At 56.3% G+C, this 20,973-nt stretch carries 14 protein-coding genes; 7 read left to right on the top strand and 7 right to left on the bottom strand.

Annotated elements, in window-relative coordinates:
* Positions 1–26: 26 nt before the first annotated feature.
* A complete protein-coding gene (locus DSCA_RS25500; protein ID WP_155319130.1) occupies positions 27–2,096 on the bottom strand; it encodes a (Fe-S)-binding protein in 2,070 nt (689 codons plus the stop codon).
* 356 nt (positions 2,097–2,452) lie between these two features.
* Between DSCA_RS25500 and DSCA_RS25495 the strand changes: the two genes are divergently transcribed.
* A complete protein-coding gene (locus tag DSCA_RS25495) occupies positions 2,453–4,141 on the top strand; it encodes a long-chain-fatty-acid--CoA ligase (RefSeq protein WP_231716278.1) in 1,689 nt (562 codons plus the stop codon).
* A gap of 104 nt (positions 4,142–4,245) precedes the next feature.
* Here the strand turns inward: DSCA_RS25495 and DSCA_RS25490 are convergent, their stop codons facing one another.
* Both DSCA_RS25490 and DSCA_RS25485 read right to left on the bottom strand, forming a co-directional pair.
* On the bottom strand, positions 4,246–6,063 hold the full coding sequence (locus DSCA_RS25490; RefSeq protein ID WP_155319128.1) for an acyl-CoA dehydrogenase: 1,818 nt from the start codon (positions 6,061–6,063) through the stop codon (positions 4,246–4,248).
* Between the two features lie 92 nt (positions 6,064–6,155).
* A complete protein-coding gene (locus tag DSCA_RS25485) occupies positions 6,156–6,659 on the bottom strand; it encodes a TetR/AcrR family transcriptional regulator (protein ID WP_231716559.1) in 504 nt (167 codons plus the stop codon).
* Between the two features lie 532 nt (positions 6,660–7,191).
* On the opposite strand from DSCA_RS25485, the gene DSCA_RS25480 reads away from it, so the two are divergent.
* The 5 genes from DSCA_RS25480 to DSCA_RS25460 all read left to right on the top strand — a co-directional run bounded on the left by DSCA_RS25480 (position 7,192) and on the right by DSCA_RS25460 (position 13,308).
* Positions 7,192–7,875: a methylenetetrahydrofolate reductase C-terminal domain-containing protein gene (locus DSCA_RS25480; protein ID WP_155319126.1), complete on the top strand. Its 684-nt coding sequence runs from the start codon at positions 7,192–7,194 to the stop codon at positions 7,873–7,875.
* Positions 7,876–7,931: 56 nt separating this feature from the next.
* Positions 7,932–8,855: a methylenetetrahydrofolate reductase gene (locus DSCA_RS25475; RefSeq protein ID WP_155319125.1), complete on the top strand. Its 924-nt coding sequence runs from the start codon at positions 7,932–7,934 to the stop codon at positions 8,853–8,855.
* 50 nt (positions 8,856–8,905) lie between these two features.
* Positions 8,906–10,090, top strand: a complete 1,185-nt coding sequence (locus tag DSCA_RS25470; protein ID WP_155319124.1) for an FAD-dependent oxidoreductase — start codon at positions 8,906–8,908, stop codon at positions 10,088–10,090.
* Entirely contained in the window at positions 10,087–11,730 is a 1,644-nt protein-coding gene (locus DSCA_RS25465) for a hydrogenase iron-sulfur subunit (protein ID WP_155319123.1), read from the top strand. Before DSCA_RS25470 ends, DSCA_RS25465 begins: the two co-directional genes overlap by 4 nt.
* Before the next feature lie 255 nt (positions 11,731–11,985).
* Positions 11,986–13,308 (top strand): (Fe-S)-binding protein, encoded by a 1,323-nt coding sequence (locus DSCA_RS25460; RefSeq protein ID WP_155319122.1) that lies wholly within the window; start codon positions 11,986–11,988, stop codon positions 13,306–13,308.
* A gap of 135 nt (positions 13,309–13,443) precedes the next feature.
* Here DSCA_RS25460 and fdhF read toward each other — a convergent pair whose 3' ends face one another.
* The 3 genes from fdhF to thrS all read right to left on the bottom strand — a co-directional run bounded on the left by fdhF (position 13,444) and on the right by thrS (position 18,855).
* Positions 13,444–16,212 (bottom strand): formate dehydrogenase subunit alpha, encoded by a 2,769-nt coding sequence (fdhF, locus tag DSCA_RS25455; protein WP_155319121.1) that lies wholly within the window; start codon positions 16,210–16,212, stop codon positions 13,444–13,446.
* A gap of 234 nt (positions 16,213–16,446) precedes the next feature.
* Positions 16,447–16,743 (bottom strand): VanZ family protein, encoded by a 297-nt coding sequence (locus DSCA_RS25450; protein ID WP_167527956.1) that lies wholly within the window; start codon positions 16,741–16,743, stop codon positions 16,447–16,449.
* A 195-nt stretch (positions 16,744–16,938) separates the two neighbouring features.
* Positions 16,939–18,855: a threonine--tRNA ligase gene (thrS, locus tag DSCA_RS25445; protein ID WP_155319119.1), complete on the bottom strand. Its 1,917-nt coding sequence runs from the start codon at positions 18,853–18,855 to the stop codon at positions 16,939–16,941.
* 126 nt (positions 18,856–18,981) lie between these two features.
* Here thrS and DSCA_RS25440 point away from each other — a divergent pair, with 126 nt between their 5' ends.
* A complete protein-coding gene (locus DSCA_RS25440) occupies positions 18,982–20,130 on the top strand; it encodes a ribonuclease D (RefSeq protein ID WP_167527955.1) in 1,149 nt (382 codons plus the stop codon).
* A 97-nt stretch (positions 20,131–20,227) separates the two neighbouring features.
* Here the strand turns inward: DSCA_RS25440 and DSCA_RS25435 are convergent, their stop codons facing one another.
* Positions 20,228–20,878 carry a metallophosphoesterase family protein gene (locus tag DSCA_RS25435; RefSeq protein ID WP_155319117.1) on the bottom strand — a complete coding sequence of 217 codons (651 nt, stop codon included), beginning with the start codon at positions 20,876–20,878 and terminating at the stop codon, positions 20,228–20,230.
* Positions 20,879–20,973: the final 95 nt, after the last annotated feature.

The raw sequence follows: 20,973 nt of genomic DNA, 5'->3' as shown, positions 1-20,973 counted from the left end.
AATTCATCATTCAACATTAAAAATTCCTATTCCATATGCTGGGCAATCAATTCCGACAGATCGATAGCTTCCATCTTGCCTTCCATGCCGGCCACCTTGATGGCATCCTCCATGTTGACCAGGCAGAAAGGGCATGCCGTGACGATCACGTTGGCGCCGGCCTTGGCGGCCATCTCCACCCGAAGAACCCCCATGCGCTGTTCTTCCTCCGGTTCATAAAAAAGCATCAGTCCCCCACCGCCGCAGCAGAAGGAACGGTCACGGCAACGTTCCATTTCGACCCGCTTGAGCCCGGCAATGGCATCCAGGGCCGATCGCGGGTCGTCGTAGACATCGTTATGACGTCCCAGGTAACACGGATCGTGATAAGTATAGACCTTGCCGTCACCGTTGGCGCCTTTCAGCCGGATGGCGCCGGATTTCACATTTCGGGCGATAAACTGGCTGATGTGTTCCACCGGCGGCAACCCCTGGTAGTCATTCTTCAGGGCGTTGTAGGCATGTGGGTCGGCGGTGATGATGTGCTTGACACCACTGTTCAAAATGGCATCAGTATTGGTCTCCTTGATGGTCTGGAACAACATTTCTTCACCAAACCGACGAATTTCGTTTCCGCTGTCTTTCTCCTTCTTGCCCAAAATACCGAAATCCGCACCGGCCCTTGACAGGACGGTGGCTGTGGCTCGGCCAATCTCCTGCATCCGGTCGTCATAGGAGGTGATGCTGTCCACGAAATAGAGGGCCTCGGCGGAGTCTTTCTTGGCCAGGTCCTTGACGGGCACATCGGCAGGCAGGTCCTTGGTCCAGTCGGCCCGTTTCTTCTCCATCTTACCCCAGGGGTTGCCACGTTTTTCAAGGGCCTTCAAGGGCTTTTGCAGGCTCTGGGGCACCATGCCCTCATCGACCATGCCACGGCGCAGGTCCACGATCTTGTCGATGTATTCGATGCCGATGGGGCACTCCTGCTCACAGGCGCCGCAGGTGGTGCAGGACCAGATCTCGTCCTCTTCGAATGTGGTTCCGATCAGATCATCGCTTTTCTTGAAGGGGCTGCCGTAAGGGTAGAGGGGGTAGTTCTTGAACATCAGGTCACGGGCCTTGATGGAAATGAACCGTGGGGAGAGGGGGCGGCCCACGGCGTTGGCCGGACAGTTGTCCGAACAGCGGCCACAATCGGCACAAGAGTAAAAATCAAGCATGTGCTTCCAGGTAAAATCCTCCAGGCGTTTGACGCCGAATGACTCCAGGTCATCCAGTTCTTCATCCTTGATGCCGTGTACAACCGGTTTGACGTTTCCCCGGGCAATGCGCATGAAGAACACATTGAACAGCGATGTGATCACATGAAAGTGTTTTCCCATGGGCAGAAAACAGAGGAAGAAGAAAAACGTCAGATCATGGATGTAGTATGAAACGATGTGAATGGCCTGCAACGTCTCTACCGATGTGGAAAGCAAGGCGGATTTGAAAAACCAGGCCAGACTGGCCGGTGCAAGAAATTCGGCGTGCAGGCCTTTTTGGACGTTGGCGGCCACGCTGCTGGCTTCAAACAGGCTTTCGGAAATCATCAGCGTCGAGATCAGGCCCAGAACGAACAGGGCTTCAGCGGTGTGATCCTTGCCGTATTTGGCGGGCACGGCGTAGCGTTCCGGTTTGACCACGGCCCTGCGCCAGGCGGCAATGGCACAGGCTATCAACACCACGGTGGCCGCATAGTCCTTCAGAAAATTGTATACATGGCCGACCACCCCGCCGAATCCCGGCATGACAAAGTTTTCGGAGATGCCGATGATCACCAGGCTGCAGGACCGGACACTGAGGATCAGAAATCCGGCGAAGATCATGATATGGACCACCCCGGCCACCATGTAGCGAGGTTGACGATACTGGCCAAGCCAGATCTTCAACACATGGTAAATCCGCTGGGGAATATGGTCGAATCGGTTGTCCGGCGCCGCCTTGACCAGCGGCGCCATGCGGATGGCCATGATATAGGCAAACATCGCCACCCCCAGAAGGGGAATCAGGATCGAAAAAACCACTGTGGGGATGAAAAGAAAGAAATACTTGGCCGGAGCGATCAACACATTTTCCATATTTACCCTTGTTCTCCCTTCGGTTTCGTATTAAGATAAATTTAAAAATGAATGAGGATTCATTCAGTTTTTACTCACTGATTCCTATCCTGTCAAGAAAAAATTTTGAACAAGCTGCTCATAACGGGTCCACCGCCAACAGGACGGGGGAATCTTCAGGGAGATAGGTTCCATACGGGTTTGCAATGCTGATGCATCGACGGCCAAAAGACCATTAACTAATAGAATTTCTTGACAAATTAACTTTTTCAAAATAGAAAATGGCAATGGATTCATCATTGGAATCCCCACCCATCAGGCATGAAGGCTCCATTTATTACGATCGCCAAGGAAAAACAAGGAAAAAGGAGGTGCTTGTGACAGCTGACAATCCCTATCTGGCAAAACCATGGCTATCCCACTACGAACAGGACGTTCCCGAGCACGTAAAGTATGAAAAGACCTGTCTTCCGGACTACCTGAAGCGGTCGGCCGGGGCATTCCCGGAGAAAATGGCCCTGACGTTTCAAGGATACCAGGTCAGTTTTGCCAAATTGGACGACATGGTGAATCGATTTGCCGCCTGCCTCACCGATTTCGGGATAAAAAAAGGCGACAGTGTGGCCATCCTGCTGCCCAATGTGATCCCCTGTGTCGTGGCCTACTATGCCACCATGCGCATCGGTGCCATCACCGTCATGAACAACCCCTTGTATTCAGACCGGGAACTTGAGCACCAGTTCAACGACTCCGGATCGAAAGTGCTGATCACGCTGGATCTGCTTGCAAACCGAATGATCGACCTTCGGCCGAAGACACAAATCAAACAGATTGTATACACCAGTATCGGCGACTACCTCCCTTTTCCCAAAAACCTGCTTTTCCCGCTGGTGGGCAAGAAAAAAGGACTGGCCGCCGACGTCAAACCGGCAGACCATCTCTACAAATGGAAGGCCCAGCTGGCGAAGTATTCGCCCAATCCGCCGAAAGTCCCGCTGGATTTTGATGATGTGGCCATGTACCAGTATACCGGCGGCACCACCGGTGTTTCCAAGGGGGTCATGCTGACCCACGGCAACCTGAGCATGCAGGTGCAGCATGTAGCGGCGTGGTTCCCCAGCTTCGGCAGCGACGAAGTCATGCTCGGCGCCCTGCCCTTTTTCCACGTGTTCGGCCTCTCCACCGCGATGAATCTGGCCATTCACAAGGGCTGGGGGAACATCCTGGTTCCCAAGCCCCAACCGCCGCAGCTGCTGGAAGCCATCAGCAAATTCAAGCCTACATTTGCCCCACTGGTGCCCACCATGTATATCGGCATGCTCGAACATCCCGATATTGAAAAAACCGATCTCACCTCCATCAAGGGCTGTTTTTCAGGCAGCGCACCACTTCCTGTTGAGGTGATCAACGAGTTCGAGAAAAAAACCGGCGCCGTTATCGTTGAGGGCTTCGGTCTGACCGAATCCACCCCGGTCACCCATATCAACCCGTTCAACGGGCAGCGTAAAATCGGTAGTATCGGCCTTCCCATATCCGACACCGAATGCCGTATCGTTAGTCTCGACGACGGCGTCACGGATGTTCCCGTCGGAGAGACAGGCGAGCTTCTGATGAAAGGCCCACAGATTATGAAGGGCTATTTGAACCGCCCCGACGCAACGGCCGAAACCCTTACCGACGGCTGGCTGCACACCGGTGATATCGCCAAAATGGATGAGGACGGTTATTTTTATATCGTGGACCGCAAGAAAGACATGATTATCTCCGGCGGATACAACGTCTATCCCCGGGACATCGAAGAGGTGTTCTTTGAACACCCCCAGGTGATGGAAGCCACCGCCATCGGCATCCCTCATCCCAAACGGGGGGAAGCGGTCAAGGTGTTCGTCGTCTTGAAGGAAGGCCAGACCGCCACCGCCGAAGAACTGCTGAAATACTGTGAGGACAAGCTGGCCAAATACAAGTGGCCGACAGAAATCGAATTTCGTCAGGAACTTCCCAAAACCAATGTGGGCAAAGTTTTGAAAAAAGATCTCAGGGCCATGGAGCAGCAAAAAGCCAAGTAGGAAAAAGGATGCGACTGCATCCGCAGAAAATGGGCCTCAGCCGTAAAAACGGGGGTTGCACCATGGTGCAACCCCCATCTATTTTTTGAGGATGGTGGGTAAGATTACTTTCCGCCGAACGCATCTTCGCTGATCTCAACCGCTGCATCGCAGTTGGTCATGATTGCGTCCATCTTTCCCATGGTGATGGGAAGCACGGCCTGGGTGAAATACTGCAGGCTTTTCATCTGGCCTTCATAAAAGGCCTGATCTTTCTTCTTGGCGCCCTTTTCCAGTTTAGCCGCCGCGATACATCCCCGCCAGAGAAGCATCCATGCCATCACCACATCACCGGATGCATCCATAAAGGGGTGAGCGAAAGCAAAAGCGCTCATCACCTTGGGAGACATAGCGGTGGCACCCAGTTGCATGGCCACTTCTCCAAGCCGATTCAATGCCTTTTCCAACTTGGCGGCATACTCCTTCAGGCCCTCGATCTCTTTGGCCTGCGCAATGGTCTTCTGGATCTCGACCATCAGGTCCATGATGGGCTTGCCTTTGTTCATACCCAGCTTACGTCCCAGTAGGTCCATGGCCTGGATGCCGTTGGTGCCCTCATAGATCATGGTAATGCGACAGTCACGCAACAACTGTTCCTGGGGATATTCTCTGGTGAAGCCATAGCCACCGTATACCTGTACACCGGCACTACAAACGTCAAAAGCCTTGTCGGTGACGTATCCTTTGCAAATCGGAATCAACAGGTCCAGCATGCCCTGCAGCCTTGCTTTTTCATCCTGCTCATCGGCAACGGCAATCTGATCGGAGAGATATCCTGCGTAGTATAGCAGGCTGCGCATGCCCTCGACATAGGATTTCATGGAAATCAGCATGCGACGCACATCCGGATGCTGAATGATGGGCACGGAGGCGGCATTGGGGTCCATCATCTGCAGAAGGTTTTTCCCCTGAACCCGTTCCCTGGCATAATTGATGGCATTCATGTAAGAGGCACTGGCACAGCAGAACCCCTGCATACCGACCAGCAGGCGCGCCTCGTTCATCATGAGGAACATGGCCCGCATGCCCTTGTTCTCTTCTCCCAGCAGTTCACCGATGCACTGGCCCTTTCCGCCCAGGGTCAGCGAACAGGTGGCGTTGCCGTTGATCCCCATCTTGTGCTCGATCCCCGTGCAGACGACATCATTGAAATCGCCCAGACTGCCGTCATCGTTGACCCGGTATTTAGGGACCAGAAAAAGGGAGATGCCCTTGGTTCCTGCCGGTGCACCTTCGATTCTGGCCAGAACCGGATGTACGATGTTCTCCACCATGTCGTGTTCGCCGGCAGAGATAAAAATCTTGTTGCCCGAGATACTGTAGGTGCCGTCTTCATTTTTTACTGCGGTAGTGGAAAGGCTGCCCACGTCGGAGCCGGCTTCAGGCTCGGTCAGAAGCATGGTACCGGTCCATGTCCCCGTAAACATATTTTTCAGAAACAGCTTTTTCTGGCGTTCCGTGCCGAAGGCTTCCACCAGAAGGGCAGCACCGTGGGTGAGGCCCGGATACATCATGAAGGCATAGTTGGCACCATTGAAATAGTCACCGGCGGCCAATGCCACGGTCCGGGGCATCCCCTGTCCGCCGTACTCCGGGTCCTCGGGCATGGCCAGCCATTCCCCCTCGACAAACAGATCATAAGCGCGCTTGAAACTTTCCGGTACAGAGACCTGCCCGTTTTCCAGATGGCACCCCTGCTCGTCACCGTCTTTTAACGTGGGGAGAATCTCTTTGACTGCCAGGTTGCGCGCTTCACTGATGATCAGATCCACGGTTTTCTTATTGAATTCTTCGAATTTCTCATGTTTGCTCAGCGCGCCCACGTTCAATTGCTCGTGCAGCACGAAATCCACATCTCTCCGGTCCGCTATAACCTGTGCCATATCCCGTATTCTCCTTGTTGATGGTTGGATGCGCCACCAAGCCCGACTGACAATGACGGCATCCGATTATGATTTTAATGGCTTCGTCGAATTTATCCGCGACTGCCGATCCCTCTGATAAACAAATCCACCAGCGGGTCGGCCATGGTAACCAGATCGTATTGACCGCCGGAATGAATCCAAGAGTTGATCACGTCATCGACCGCGCCGTTGATGAACCGCTTGACGATGCCCATGTACAGATCTTTCCGAATCGCCCCCTCTTCCTGTCCCAGTTCCACAACCTCGGATATGATATCCCGGTACATCTTGGACATCTCTTTGATCTGTTCATGACCGAGTCTGCGGTTCTGATGGGTCTCGGCCTGATAAACGATGGCCATGTTGCGGTCTTTCTGGAACTCTTGAAGATGGACGCGGATCAGGCACCGCAACTTTTCTTCCGCTGTTTCCGGCTGATCCACCGCATCCCGGAATCGTTCAAAAATCTGGCGGGCCTTATATTGGTAAAACTGGACCAGAATGTCGTCCTTGTTCTTGAAATAGAGATAGATGGTCCCGTCCGCCACACCGGCCTCTTTGGCAATCTGGGCAATTGTCGACTGAAAAAACCCCTGCTGGGCGAATACGGTGATGGCCGCGTCGAGGATACGCCGGTACTTGTCCCTGTTTTTCTTTTTCGTGCCGATGGCGCACCTCCTGACAACGACGGTTTATGAATGAATGTTCATTCATTTATCAAAGGGGAAAACCCTGTGTCAAGCCTTAACATCAAAAAACCATAAAAACGCATCACCGCCCCGGCAATCATTATCAACGTTCAAAATTTCAGAGGGTTAACATCATTCGACAGAAGAACACGGTCAATCGCAAGAAGTCTTTGCGGGGCCTTCTGGGTGAATGAGCAAACATTCATTTCTTATTGACTTTGCCGCCGGCTGGCAATAAAGGGATTCGAGCCTCGGGTATCCGAACCTATCCTTTATATGTTGACAGAATTGGTGCACTCAGGTTAATTTCGCTCCTTGGCTCACATCATACATTTCACGCCACCCCTAAAACCATGCGTGCAGTGTATCACCCTTCATGGCATCAACCCCATGCCAAGGTAAAGAGGAGGAATGTCAAATGATTGTTGCGGAACGAAAACCCTTTGAAGAGATCAGCCTCATGGTCAAAGACTTTAAAAAGGTCCTGACCGTGGGATGCGGCACCTGCGTGGCAGTATGCCTGGCAGGCGGCGAAAAGGAGGTCGGGGTGCTCAACTCCGAACTGAAAATCGCCCGCCGCATGGAAGGCAGCCCCATCGAAACCGGTGGTGTTACCGTGGAGCGGCAGTGTGACATGGAGTTTTTGGAAGAACTGGACGGGGTCGTGGATGAATACGACGCCATCATCTCCATGGCCTGTGGCGCCGGCATTCAATTTATTGCCGAACGATTCCCTGAAATTCCCGTATTTCCAGGCGTCAATACCAGCTTTATCGGCGTCAACCGGGAAGTCGGCTGGTACGAAGAGAAATGCCGGGCCTGCGGCACCTGCGTGCTGGGCATGACCGCCGGCATCTGTCCCGTTACCATGTGCGCCAAAGGACTGTTCAACGGCCCCTGCGGCGGCACGAACAAAGGCAGCTGTGAGATCAACACCGATCAACCCTGTGCCTGGTATCTCATTCATGAAAGACTGGCCAAGCAGAACCGTCTGGGAAACATCCTCGAGATCTGTCCGCCCAACGACTGGCGAAACCAGACGCCGAGAACCATCGTCCAGCCTGGCTATAAGGAGCGCCTGACCGCATTCGGCATCAAATAGACATCTTGCCGACGATCAAATACGAAAACGGAACAAGCCAATAGAGGGATTCCCATATGAAATCAGGAAGCAATCTTGAACAAATACTGCGTGCCGGTCATTTTGCCTTCACCGGAGAATTGGGGCCGCCCCGTGGGTCCAACGTGGCGGCGGTGAGGGACAAGGCCAAACACCTGGTCGGCATGGTCGATGCCGTCAATATAACCGACAACCAGACGGCCATGGTAAGAATGTCCAGTTGGGCCGCCTCGCTGATCGCCATTGAAGAGGGACTGGAGCCCAACTATCAGATGGTATGCCGGGACCGGAACCGCCTGGCCATGCAGGCCGACATTCTGGGCGCATCGGCCCTTGGCATTCGCAACCTGCTCTGCCTGTCCGGCGACCACCAGCAATTCGGCGATCACCCCCAGGCCAAGGGCGTGTTTGACATCGATTCCACCCAGCTTATCGGCACCGTCAAAAAGATGCGTGATGAAGCCAAGTTCCTCGGCGGTGCCGACATTGATGAAGCACCCAAAATGTTTATCGGCGGGGCGGCCAACCCCTTTGCCGAACCCCACGAATGGCGAGTGCACCGCCTGGCCAAAAAAGTCCACGCCGGCGTGGATTTCGTACAGACCCAGTGCATCTATAATATGGACAGAATGCGTCAATGGGTAAAAGAAGCCGTAGACATGGGAATCGCCGAAAAAGTCTACATCCTGGCCGGCGTCACCCCCATGAAGAGCGTCGGTATGGCGCGCTACATGCAACTCAAGGTCCCCGGCATGGACGTCCCCAATGAGATCATCAAGCGGCTTCAGGGTGTAGACAAGAAGAAGGTGGCCGACGAGGGCATCAAGATCGCCTGTGAACAGATCGAAGAGTTCAAGGAGATGAAAGGCGTCGCCGGCGTTCATCTCATGGCCATCGAATGGGAGCACAAGGTACCGGAAATAGCCGAGCGGGCCAAGGTCCTGCCCAGGCCCACGGTCTGATCAACGCCCCACATCCATTGTCAACCAACGATCACCAAAGGAGTTTTCAAGTGAGTAATGAAACGAAAAAAGTCATGGTCATTGGGGGCGGGATCGCCGGCCTGACGGCAGCCTGGGAGCTTGCCGGCCTTGGCGCGCAGGTAGCGCTCGTTGAAAAGGCCGACTTTCTTGGCGGACATGCCATCCAGTATGCCTGCAAAGCCACGGACGAATGTCGCCAATGCGGCGCGTGCGCCGTCGAAAGCATGCTCAAGAACGTAGTCAACGAACCGGCCATTACCGTCCATCTGGCCACCGAGGTGGCGGGCGTCAATAAAAACGGGAATTTTACCGTCAGCCTTAAAAAAAGTCAGACCGCAAAGGACCTGAAGGCCTGTGAAAATGCTTATACCGACAATCCGACCGGCTGTGCGGCCGTCAGGGGCTACTCGCTGAACAATGGCCGATACTACCAGGCCGATGGAAGTCTGAACCCGGAAACGACCGGCAATGCAGACACCCTCGAGGTGGACGCCGTGGTCGTGGCCACCGGTTTCGTGCCCTTCGACCCGCGGCTCAAATCCACCTATCGCTACGACGATTTGAAAAACGTGGTCAGCGGCATGGACCTGGAAACGGGAAAACGGGCCAATGGCACGGTGCTGAGGCCATCGGACGGCAAACCGCCCAAAAAGGTCGCCTTCATTCAGTGCGTGGGCAGCCGGGACGAACGCCTGGGCCACCTGTGGTGCAGTCAGGTCTGCTGCCCCTATGCCCTGAGAACGGCACAGGCCATGAAGTACAAGGATCCGGAACTGGACATCACCGTCTTTTACATGGATATCCAGAATACGGGCAATGATTTCCCCGTCTTTTACCAGCAGTGCAAAGACGAAATGAAATTTGTCCGCAACATTCCCGTGGACATGTACGAGACCGAGGACGACCGCATCAGGACCCGCTTCATGACCGCTGAAGGCAGCAGTGAAGTCGTGGAAGACGAGTTCGACCTGGTGGTGCTCTCTGTCGGCATCATGCCGGCAGCCGACAACGCGACGCTGTCCGAAACGGTGGGCGCCCCGCTCAACGGTGACGGATTCTTCGCCTGCGCCGACAAGTTGAACCGGGCATCCACCGGGCAGGCCGGCATTTTTGTGGCCGGCACCGCTTCGGGACCGAAAACCATTGCCGAATCCATCGTCCACGCAGGTCAGTCTGCCGGCGAAGTGATGAAATATCTGGGGAGGGCCTCATGACACAACAGACACGAATGGAAACCATTAACCTGGCCACCGATGTCCTGGTGGTTGGCGCCGGGATGACCGGCGTGAAGGCCGCGACCGAGATTGCCGCCAGCGGGTACAAGGTGGTGCTGATCGACGAGGGATCCGGCCTGGGCATGGCGCCGGCCGACACTGTCGTTGACCTGGATGGTGAAGAACAGGCCGCGCAGGAAGCATTGGTGGCGTCGGTCAACGATTCGGAGATGATCGAGGTCATGACCGGCACCCGCATGGACGGCGCTGCCGGCGTACCCGGCGACTTTCGCGTATGGCTGTCGGGCAGCGACGACATCGTCGAAAAATCCGTCGGTGCCATCGTGGTGGCCTCGGAACTCGTTGCCTGCCCTTTGAATGAGGCCTATGGCCTGAACCTGTCCGACACGGTGGTCACCCAAAGCCAGTTGGAAGCGGCCCTCCGTGCAAACCCGTCCGCACTGGCCGGAAAATCGGTGGCATTCATGATGGGCCTGGCCCAGGACGGCAATCCGTTGGTCCTTGAACGGGTCCTGAAAAGCGTTCTGGCTGTTGAAAACATAGAGGATACCAGCGCCTATGTTTTTGCCGGCGACCTGAAGGTGGCCGAAGACGGGCTGGAGCGCCTCTACCTGGAATGCCGGGACAAGGGCACCATGTATGTCAAACTCAATGAAATGCCGGCCGTGACCCAAGCAGAGGGCACCCTTTCCATCACCTATGACGATCCGGTTCTCCAGCGCAAAGTCCAGCTGACCCCTGACATGATCGTGGTCGAAGAGGCCATCGGCGCCAACGAGGTCAACACGGCGCTGGCGGAAATGCTGAAAATCAATGTCGGGAGCATGGGATTTCTGCAGACCGACAATGTACACCGTTATCCGGTTTCCACCAACCGCGAAGGCATCTTTGTCGTGGGCGGCAGCCGCCGGGCAAAAAAACGATACGGCGCCCTGATGGATGCGGAAAATGCAGCCATCCGGATCCGAAGCCTGTTGGGTGACGGCACCATCACCGTACCGGCCGACAAGGCGGTGCTGGACACGGGCAAGTGCACCTTCTGCCTGACCTGCTACCGCTGCTGCCCCCATGGCGCGATCTTCTGGTCCGCCGACAACAAGCCGGTCATTTCCCCGGTGGCCTGTCAGGGCTGCGGCATCTGCGCGTCGGAATGCCCCATGGACGCCATTCAGATCGGCGGTTTCAACGACGCCGAGATGATTGACCAGGTGACCCGGTCGGCAACGGCCAAAGATGGCGATCATCCCACCATCGTGGCGTTTTGTTGTCAGAACAGCGGTCTGGAAGCGGCCCGCATGGCCGAATCCTTCGGCATGCCCCTGCCCAAAGGGCTGAAAACCGTGGCCGTGCCCTGTGCGGGCAAGGTGGACATCGACTACGTCATGCACGCCCTGGCCGAAGGCGCTGATGGAGTGGTGGTCATGGCATGCCACAATGGCAATTGCAAATCTGAAAATGGCAGCCTGTACGCCAATTGGCGGACCGCCAACGCCCAGGACATGATCGAGGCCATCGGGCTTGAAAAAGACCGCATCTGCTTTGCCACAACGGCATCGAACATGGGAGCTGATTTTTCCAAGATCCTCATGGATATGGAAGCCACGCTGACCTCCAAATAATCCACCGAACACAGTCTAACGCGCGCCGTTGCAGTTTTTTGCGATGGCGCGCGTTTTTTTTGAAAACATCGCCGCCGGCACCATCCTTCACCGACTTTAGAACCGTCGTGGACGCCCGTTGAATGCCATGGGTGGTCCACACGGAATCAATTTTTTCCTTGTATTTTGCGCCCGATTCGTAAATAAGTATTAACTTGATTATTTTAATCATGTTTGAGTCGTCGGTGGTCAACAAACAACGGAGGAATTAACAGTATGGCTGATGAAGCGATCAAGCTCGGCGGAAAAAAGCGATCCGTTTTCATCGACAAGGTGAAGGAGATCCTCCCCGAGGGAGGCAACCTGAACCTTTGTTTGACCTGCGGTGCCTGCTCATCCGGGTGTCCGGCAACGGGTCTGGAGGGAATGGATCCCCGAAAATTTTTGAGAATGGCGGCCCTGGGCATGGACGAGGAAGTCCTGAGCACCAAATGGGTCTGGATGTGCAGCATGTGTACCCGCTGCATGTATGTCTGCCCCATGAAAATCAATATCCCCCAGCTGGTCTACAATGCCAGATCCCAATGGCCCCGTGACCAGCGTCCCAAGGGCATCCTGGGCTCCTGTGATGTGGCCCTGCGCAACGACACCTGCAGCGCCATGGGTGCCTCCGAGGAAGATTTCAAGTTCGTCGTGGAAGATGTTCTGGAAGAGTACCAGGAAGCCCAGCCCGAATTTGCAGAGATGCAGGCCCCGGTAAACAAGCAGGGCGCCGAGTTCTTCCTGAACCAGAACTCCAGGGAACCGGTGACCGAACCCGATGAAATGGTTCCGCTGTGGAAAATCCTGAACCTGGTGGGCGCGGACTGGACTTACGGCACCAAGGGATGGGCGGCCGAAAACTACTGCATGTTCCTTGGGGATAACGATGCCTGGAAACACATCGTCGAGGTGAAGAAAAAAGCCGTGGAGGATCTGGGCTGCAAGGTCTGGCTCAACACGGAGTGAGGGCACGAACTCTTCGCAGTCCGGTTCGGACTGGAAAAATTCAAGCTCGACTACAACTTCGAAATTAAAAGCATCATTCAATACTACGCCCAGTGGATTCGTGAGGGCAAACTGAAACCCAGTTCCGACTGGAACAAGGATCGCAAGATCAAGTTCACCGTCCAGGACCCCTGCCAGCTGGTGCGCAAAAGCTTCGGCGATCCCGTGGCAGAGGACCTGCGCTTCGTGGTCAAGAAGGTGGTCGGTGAAGAGAACTTCATCGACATGCACCCCAACCGTTCCAATAACTTCTGCTGCGGCGGCGGCGGCGGTTTCCTGCAGTCCGGATACCCGGATGAACGCCGGGCCTACGGCAAGCTCAAGGCTGACCAGATACTGGCCACCAAGGCAGCCTACGCCATCACCCCCTGCCACAACTGCCACGCCCAGGTCCATGATCTGAGCGACCAGCTGGGGCATCCCTGGCAGACCGTCCACCTGTGGACCCTGCTGTGCCTCTCCCTGGGAATTCTCGGCCCCAACGAGCGCGAATACCTGGGTGACGACCTCAAGGATGTGGATGTGTTCCACCCCGAGTCGTCGAACTTTTAGACGTTCAATTGATTAAAAAAGGCCGGCTTCCATTGGAAGCCGGCCTTTTTTTATTTGATGATGGTTTCCTGCGCCAGTCCATGCCGGCCAATGCCATCATTTGCCACCGAAAGACAGGCATCCGGCCCTTCCCGGTCACGCCCCCTTGGACAATTTTACCGCACAGACCTTAAACTCAGGGATACCGCAAACGGGATCCAGGGCCGCGTTGGTAAGCTTGTTGGCCGCCGCCTGGGCAAAGTGAAAAGGAATAAAAACCGTACCATCCACGGCCTTGCGCGATACGGTCACCCGGGCCTGGATCTCTCCCCGCCGGGAAGAAATGGTCACCTGATCGCCATCCTCGATTCCCATGCCCTGGGCGTCACCGCGGGTAATTTCCACAAACGATTCGGGTGCCCGCTCGTTGAGGCCGTCGGTCTTCATGGTCATGGTGCCGGTGTGGTAGTGGTAGATCACCCGACCGGTCGTCAGGTACATGGGATAGTCATCGTCGGCCACTTCCGCCGGCGCAATCCAGTCAATGGCGTGAAACAGTCCCTTTCCCCGGGTAAACTGGGCCCCGTGCAGAATGGGGGTACCGGGATGTTCAGGGGTCGGGCAGGGCCAGTGGATCCCTTCGTGTTCAATGCGCGGATAGCTGATACCGGCGTAAGAGGGGGTCACGCTGGCCAGTTCGTTAAAAATGGTCTCGCTGTCCTTATAGGACATGGCGTAGCCCATGCGGGTGGCAATCTCGCAGGTAATTTTCCAGTCGTCTTTGGCCAGTCCCGGCGGATCTACCGCCCTTCTCACTCGCTGGACCCGGCGTTCCGTGTTTGAGAACGTGCCATCCTTTTCGGCAAAGCACCTGGACGGCAATACCACGTCGGCCATCCGGGCCGTTTCAGTGAGAAAAATATCCTGAACCACCAGGAATTCAAGATTCTTGAAGCTCTTTTCGGCATGGTTCAGATCCGGATCGGATACCATCGGATTTTCACCGATAATGTACAATGCCTTGATTTCTCCGCTGTGGGCTTTGGGCACCATTTCCGTAACCTTCAGTCCCGGTTTGGTGGGCAGACCGGTGACGTTCCAGGCCCGTTCCATTTTTTTTATGGCGTCCAGGTTGTCCACCGACTGGTAGCCGGTGAGCACGTTGGGCAGACCGCCCAGGTCGCAGGCCCCCTGGACGTTGTTCTGCCCGCGCAGGGGGTTGACCCCGCCGCCGCGAATCCCCAGGTTGCCGCAGAGCATGGCCAGATTGGCCAGGGATTTCACGTTATCGGTCCCCGTGGTGTGCTGGGTAATTCCCATGCAGTAGAGGATACTGCCAGCCGGTGCTTTTGCGTAAAGGCGGGCCGCTTCGATCAACTGATCAGCCGGAATGCCGGTAATCGATGCCACATGCTCCGGGGTGTATTTTTCCACGATGGCTTTCATGGCCTCGAAGTTTTCCGTACGCTCTTCGACAAAGGTCTTGTCGTGCAGATCTTCGTTGATGATGACATGCATCATGCCATTGATCCAGGCCACGTCAGTTCCCAGGTTGGGCCTCAGCCACGTCTCGGCAAACTCCGTCATCTTGATCCGTCTGGGATCCACCACGATGAGTTTGGCCCCGCGACGGGTGACCGCCCTTTTGACAAAGGCGGAGAGCACGGGGTGGTTCTCCGTGGTGTTGGAACCGGTCACGAGGATAACGTCAGCCTCCTCGATATCGGCAATCGTGTTTGTCATGGCGCCACTTCCGAATGCTGCGGCCAGACCGGCCACGGTGGAGCTATGTCAGAGCCGGGCGCAATGATCGATGTTGTTCGTCTTGAGTACTGCCCGGGTAAACTTGTGGGCGATGTAGTTCTCCTCGTTAGTAACGCGCGCCGAAGTGAACACACCGATGCTGTCCCCGCCATGGGTGTCGCGCAAGCCCTTGAGCTTCCGGGCGACCAGGTCGAGCGCCTCGTCCCATGAAGCTTTCCGGAATTCCCCATTCTCCTTGATCAACGGATCGGTGAGCCGTTCCTCACTGCCGATGAAAGTAAAGCCGAAGCGCCCCTTGACGCACAAACTGCCCTGGTTGGGAGCTTCACCCTCTACGCCGGTCACCTTGACCACCTGATTGTCACGCGTGTGCAGGTAAATCTGGCAACCCACGCCGCAGTAACTGCAGGTGGTGCGTACTTTTTCGGTCTCCCAGGGCCGCACGTGGTAACGCACATCCTTTTCCACCAGGGCCCCCACCGGGCAGGCCTGTACGCACTCACCGCAAAAAACGCAGTCGGAGTCTTTCAGGGGCCGGTCACCCGCAGCGATGATTTTGGTGTCCGCACCGCGGTAGCCGAAGCTGATGGCATTGTTGACCTGCACCTCGTTGCAGGCCTGGACGCATCGGCCGCAAAGAATACAGCGTGAAAAATCCCGCACGATAAACGGATTGACCGTCTCCATGGGATAGCGGGCCGGCGTTCCCTGGAATCCTTCGCCGGTCACCTGGTAGCGGTAAGCCAGGTCCTGGAGCCGGCAGTCGCCCCAGACCGGACACAGCGCATCGCTGCCGTCATCTTTTTCGACGCCCAGTTGAAATTGCGTCCAATCACTGTCATCCCGTCCGCGAACGGCACAATTATGATTGCCCGAAGAGAGCATCAGGCGCAGAATCTCTTTTCGTGACGCCACCACCTCCGGGGATTCAGTACGGACCACCATGTTGGGTGCCGCCGGTGTCGAACAGGCCGGCAGCAGGGTCCGGGCCCCCTTCACCTCGACCACGCAGATCCGGCAGGCACCGGTTGGCGTGGTTCCCTTCAGATGGCACAGGGTCGGGATGTCGATATGACCCCGCCGGGCCACATCCAGGATGGTTTCCCCTGACTCGAAGGGAAGTTCATTGCCGTTGATCACCATGAGATTCGTCGATTCCATACGCAGGTGCTCCTCCTTTGGGGAGAGTCCGTTTACATCTGTTGGATAGCGGCGAAATAGCCGATTATTAGCCTATTTTTACTATAAAAGATCGATCCTTTTGTCAATCTGTGAATGCCGATCGGCAATAAACCAGACCGCCGCAGAAGGGAATATTTTCGCTGATAGGCAGCCTGCATTCCCCATGGGTGCATCCGGTGGGTGGCCCGTAGACGGTTTAGGCGATCATTGCATTCACCGGCCCGTTTTCCAAAAAGGGTTCAGCGATCTTCGAAACGTCACGGTCATGTATCCCGCGGCACCTAAAATGCCGCCCAAAAAATCGGCCAGCACATCGCCTCCATCGGCCTGGCGTGCCGCCACAAACGACTGGTGAAATTCGTCACTCATGCCATAGAGGGTGGCAAAGCATACACTGGCTGCCAGCAGTTGCAGCATGGATAGCCGTCCGGGCCAGGCGGCCCGGCAGGCCCGGCTGAAAAGGGCGGCCAGCATCCCATAGGCGGTCATGTGCAGCACTTTGTCTTTCAAAGCAAAGGATGGTCCGACATCGGGCGAGGGAAAACTGGAAAGAAAGAAAATCACGACACAGAAACCTGCCACCGGCAGCCAATAAAATAAAAATTGCTTGCGCATGATTCTCATAAAACAGAACGGGCGGCATGATACCGCACCAGCCGCCTTGCCCGGCCGGCCGGGCAAGGCGGCTGTAAAAAATGGAAGGGGCTATTCGTTAAACAGGTCAAGGTTCAGGCGCCGTTCGGCGACATGCGCCGTGGTCTGCTCGATAAACCGGGCCAGGGGAATCCCGTAGCGGACCGTACCGTCCAAGGTGCGAACGGAAACGGTACCGGCCGCCTGCTCCTTGGCACCACAGGTCAGGATCAGCGGCGTCTTGGCCAGCTGGGCTTCACGGATTTTACGGTTGAGACTTTCGGTGCGGTCATCCACTTCGACACGCAGCCCCGCATCGGTCATGGTTGTGGCGACTTCCCGGGCAAAGGGGACGAGGTCATCGTTGATGGGCAGCAAAACGGCCTGAACCGGCGCCAGCCAGAGGGGAAACTTGCCTTCAAAATGCTCGATGAGAATCCCCAGAAACCGCTCGATGGAACCGAACACGGTCCGATGCAGCATGATGGGCCGATGCTTTTCGTTGTCGGCGCCCACATAGGTCAGGTCAAAACGTTCCGGCAGGCTCATGTCCAGCTGGATGGTACCGCACTGCCAGGTGCGCCCCAGGGCGTCCTTGATGTGCAGGTCGATTTTCGGGCCGTAAAAGGCCCCGTCGCCCTCGTTGATTCGGTATTCCTTGCCGTATGCATCCAGCGCCGAACGGAGGCCGCTGGTGGCCAGTTCCCATTGTTCGTCGGTACCGATGGATTTTTCCGGCCGCGTGGACAGCTCCAGATGGAAACCGAGGCCAAATTTACTATACACCCGCTCCTCCAGCCGCAGCAGGTCGATTATCTCGGCCTGGATCTGGTCCGGCATCATGAACAGATGGGCATCATCCTGATGAAAGGCCCGGACACGAAACAGGCCGTTGAGCACACCGGACAGTTCGTGGCGGTGCACCAGCCCGATCTCCGCGGCACGGATGGGCAGCTCCCGGTAGGAGTGCGGCCGGGTGCTGTACAGCAGCATGCCGCCGGGGCAGTTCATGGGTTTGATGGCATAGGCCTGGTCATCCACTTCGGTGGTGTACATGTTTTCCCGGTAGTTTTCCCAGTGGCCGCTTTTCTCCCACAGGCCGCGCTGGAGGATAATGGGCGTTTTGGTCTCCACGTAGCCCGCTTCCCGATGGGCATCGCGCCAGAAGTCCAGCAGCGCGTTCCAGACGTCCATTCCCTTGGGATGGAAAAAGGGCATGCCCGGCGCATCGTCATGGAAACTGAACAAATCCATGGCCGCACCGATCTTGCGGTGATTGCGCTTCTTGGCTTCTTCCAGAAACTTCAGGTAGGCCTTGAGTTTCTTTTTATCGAAAAATGCCGTCCCGTATATCCGCTGGAGCTGGGCCTTGGACTGGTCCGCACGCCAGTAGGCGCCGGAAACCCGCATCAGTTTGAAAGAGCGCACAAAACCGGTGTGCGGCACGTGCGGCCCCCGGCACAGGTCGGTAAAATTCCCCTGCTGGTAAAAAGAGATGGTGCCGTCGGCCAGATCCGAGATCATCTCGGTCTTGTATGGTTCATCCTTGTAAAATGCCAGGGCCTCGGCCTTGGACACCTCCCTGCGTTCGATGGGCATCTTCGCCTTGACGATGCGCTTCATCTCCGCTTCGATACCGGCAAAGGCCTCTTCGGAAAGCGGTTCCATATCGATGTCGTAGTAAAACCCATCTTCCACCACCGGCCCGATGGTGAGCCTGGCATCCGGGTAAAGGTTCAGCACCGCCATGGCCATCACGTGGGCAGCGCTGTGACGCATAATGTCCAGTGCTTCGTCGTCCCGGGTGGTAATCAGCCGGACGGCGGCATCATTTTTGATGGCACGGTTCAGGTCCAGCAGGCTGCCGTCGATTTCCATGGCCACGCAATCCCGGGCCAGTCCCTCGGAGATGCTTTTGGCCACGTCCAGCCCCGTTGGGTAATCGTCAAAGGGCTTTCGACTTCCATCGGGAAGTGTGATATTAATCATCTTCTTTTATTTGCCTTTCCGCGAGAAGGTTGTGCATTGAGCCGATAGAGGATATTCAGCGATTCATTGATAAAAAAATAACTTATGGAAAATATGGAAAAAGCATCGCCGGGTCAAGAAAAAAATATGAAGATCATCACCGCTCCTGCTTACCGGGTCATCCGCACCGTTTCCGAACTGGAACAATTTGTCGACCGGATGAGCAGCGAGAAAATCCTCGCCGTGGATCTGGAGGCGGATTCCATGTTTCACTTCCAGGAAAAAGTCTGCCTGTTGCAGATCGCCGGCAACGGGGAAAACGTGGTCATCGACCCCCTTGCGGTCAGCGATCTTTCTCCCCTTGCCCCCCTTTTCAGCGACAAGGAAATCTGCAAGGTGTTTCACGGTTCGGATTACGACGTGCGATCCCTCTACCGTGATTTTTCGATCGAGATCAACAACCTGTTCGATACCCAACTGGCAAGCATGTATGTGGGCGAACGGGAAACCAGTTTGGGAGCGATGGTCAGCAAACGATTCGGCATCAAGCTGGACAAGCGGTATCAGAAAAAGGACTGGTCCCAGCGCCCCCTGCCCGAAGGCATGATCGAATACGCCGCATCGGACGTGTTCCATCTGATCCCGCTGGCCCGCCAGCTCATGGAAGAACTGGCCTCAAAAGAACGACTGGAATGGGTCCGGGAGGAGTGCGATTATCTTTCCACTGTCAGACCGGTGGAAAACGGATGCGACCCCCTGTTTCTCAGGTTCCGCGGCGCCGGCCGCCTGCCGCGACGCAACCTGGCGGTGCTGGAGGGCCTGTTGCAGTACCGCCGCGACCTGGCCATCAAAAAGGACCGCCCCCTGTTCAAGGTCTTTTCCAACACCGCCTTGCTGAAAATAGCCACGGAAATGGCCGATACCCCCAAGGCCATGGAATCCGCCCGGTGCCTGAGTGCCAAACAGATCCGCATTTATGGCAAGCCGCTGGCCAGAGTGGTGCAACGGGCCAACAGCCTGCCCGCCAAAGATCTCCCCGTCTACCCGCGGCGGCGGCGCCAGTCGGTATCGCCCAAGGTGCCGGAACGGATCAAAGCCATCAAAGCATGGCGGGATCGTCTGGCCGAATGCCTGGAACTGGATCCCGCCCTGTTGTTCAACAAGACATTGATGACCGCCATCGCCGTCCACAAGCCGTCGGACATCGATGGACTCAAACAGGTCGAAGGCATTCGCCGCTGGCAGGTCGAGGCGTTTGGCAAGGACATCCTGAAGGCGCTATCGACCCAGCCGTGAAATCGGCTCACCGGCTCCGAAAACGATTATCGACCGCAGACCGTGCGCTGACATTGGTTTGTCTATCGGTGGAATGCCTGCGGGCATTGGCGGCTGTTCAGCGATCCGGGGGAAGCATCGTGCAGGCAGGCGTCGATTGGCCGTCATAGCGGATCAGCGCCCCGCCGCCGCTCCGCCCCATGGCACAGTTGACCACCGTCGTGGGTCCAATCGTCTCCACGCCGGCCTGTTCGTGAATGTGGCCGCAAACGACCAGCGCGGGTGAACAACGGTTCACCAGTCGCCTCACGGCCCGGCTTCCGGCATGAAATCTCCCCAGCACCCGATCCCTGATGCCGTATGGCGGTGGATGAACCACCAGGACGCTATGGGGCCGCAGCATGCCGGACACCCGGGCCACCAGCTCCGTTTCCCTGAAGCCCAGCCGGGAATGAAAGGGAAGCGGCAGCGTGCCGTCGATACCGACAATCTCCAGGCCGTTGAAACGCGCCCTTCGAAGGTGCACGGAGCGCAGACGGGCGAATGGCCGAAGCCTGGGAACCAGGTCCCGGCGGTCGCTGTTCCCCCGGACCAGCAGCACCGGTAAATTCAGGCAATTGAGTGTATCGAGCATGGCGGCCGGTTGCCAGGGCGTTGAAATATCCCCGGCCAGCACCAGAACGTCCGGCCGGTGAATGGCAACTTCCCTCCGGACACGTTGCATCCGCTGGAAACGGCCGTGGAGATCGGCGACAGCGTAGATCAACATCTTGTTTTTACCTTTTCATTAGGTCGGCAAGCCCATACGGGCAGAGGACGGTGGCTGATCGACGCCCCGGCTTTTGCTAATATAACAATTGCCTT

It is taken from the genome of Desulfosarcina alkanivorans (genome assembly GCF_009688945.1).
In the GTDB taxonomy this organism is placed as follows: domain Bacteria; phylum Desulfobacterota; class Desulfobacteria; order Desulfobacterales; family Desulfosarcinaceae; genus Desulfosarcina; species Desulfosarcina alkanivorans.
The sequence above is the reverse complement of the archived record's forward strand: the minus strand, read 5'-3'. Positions and strand labels throughout refer to the sequence as shown.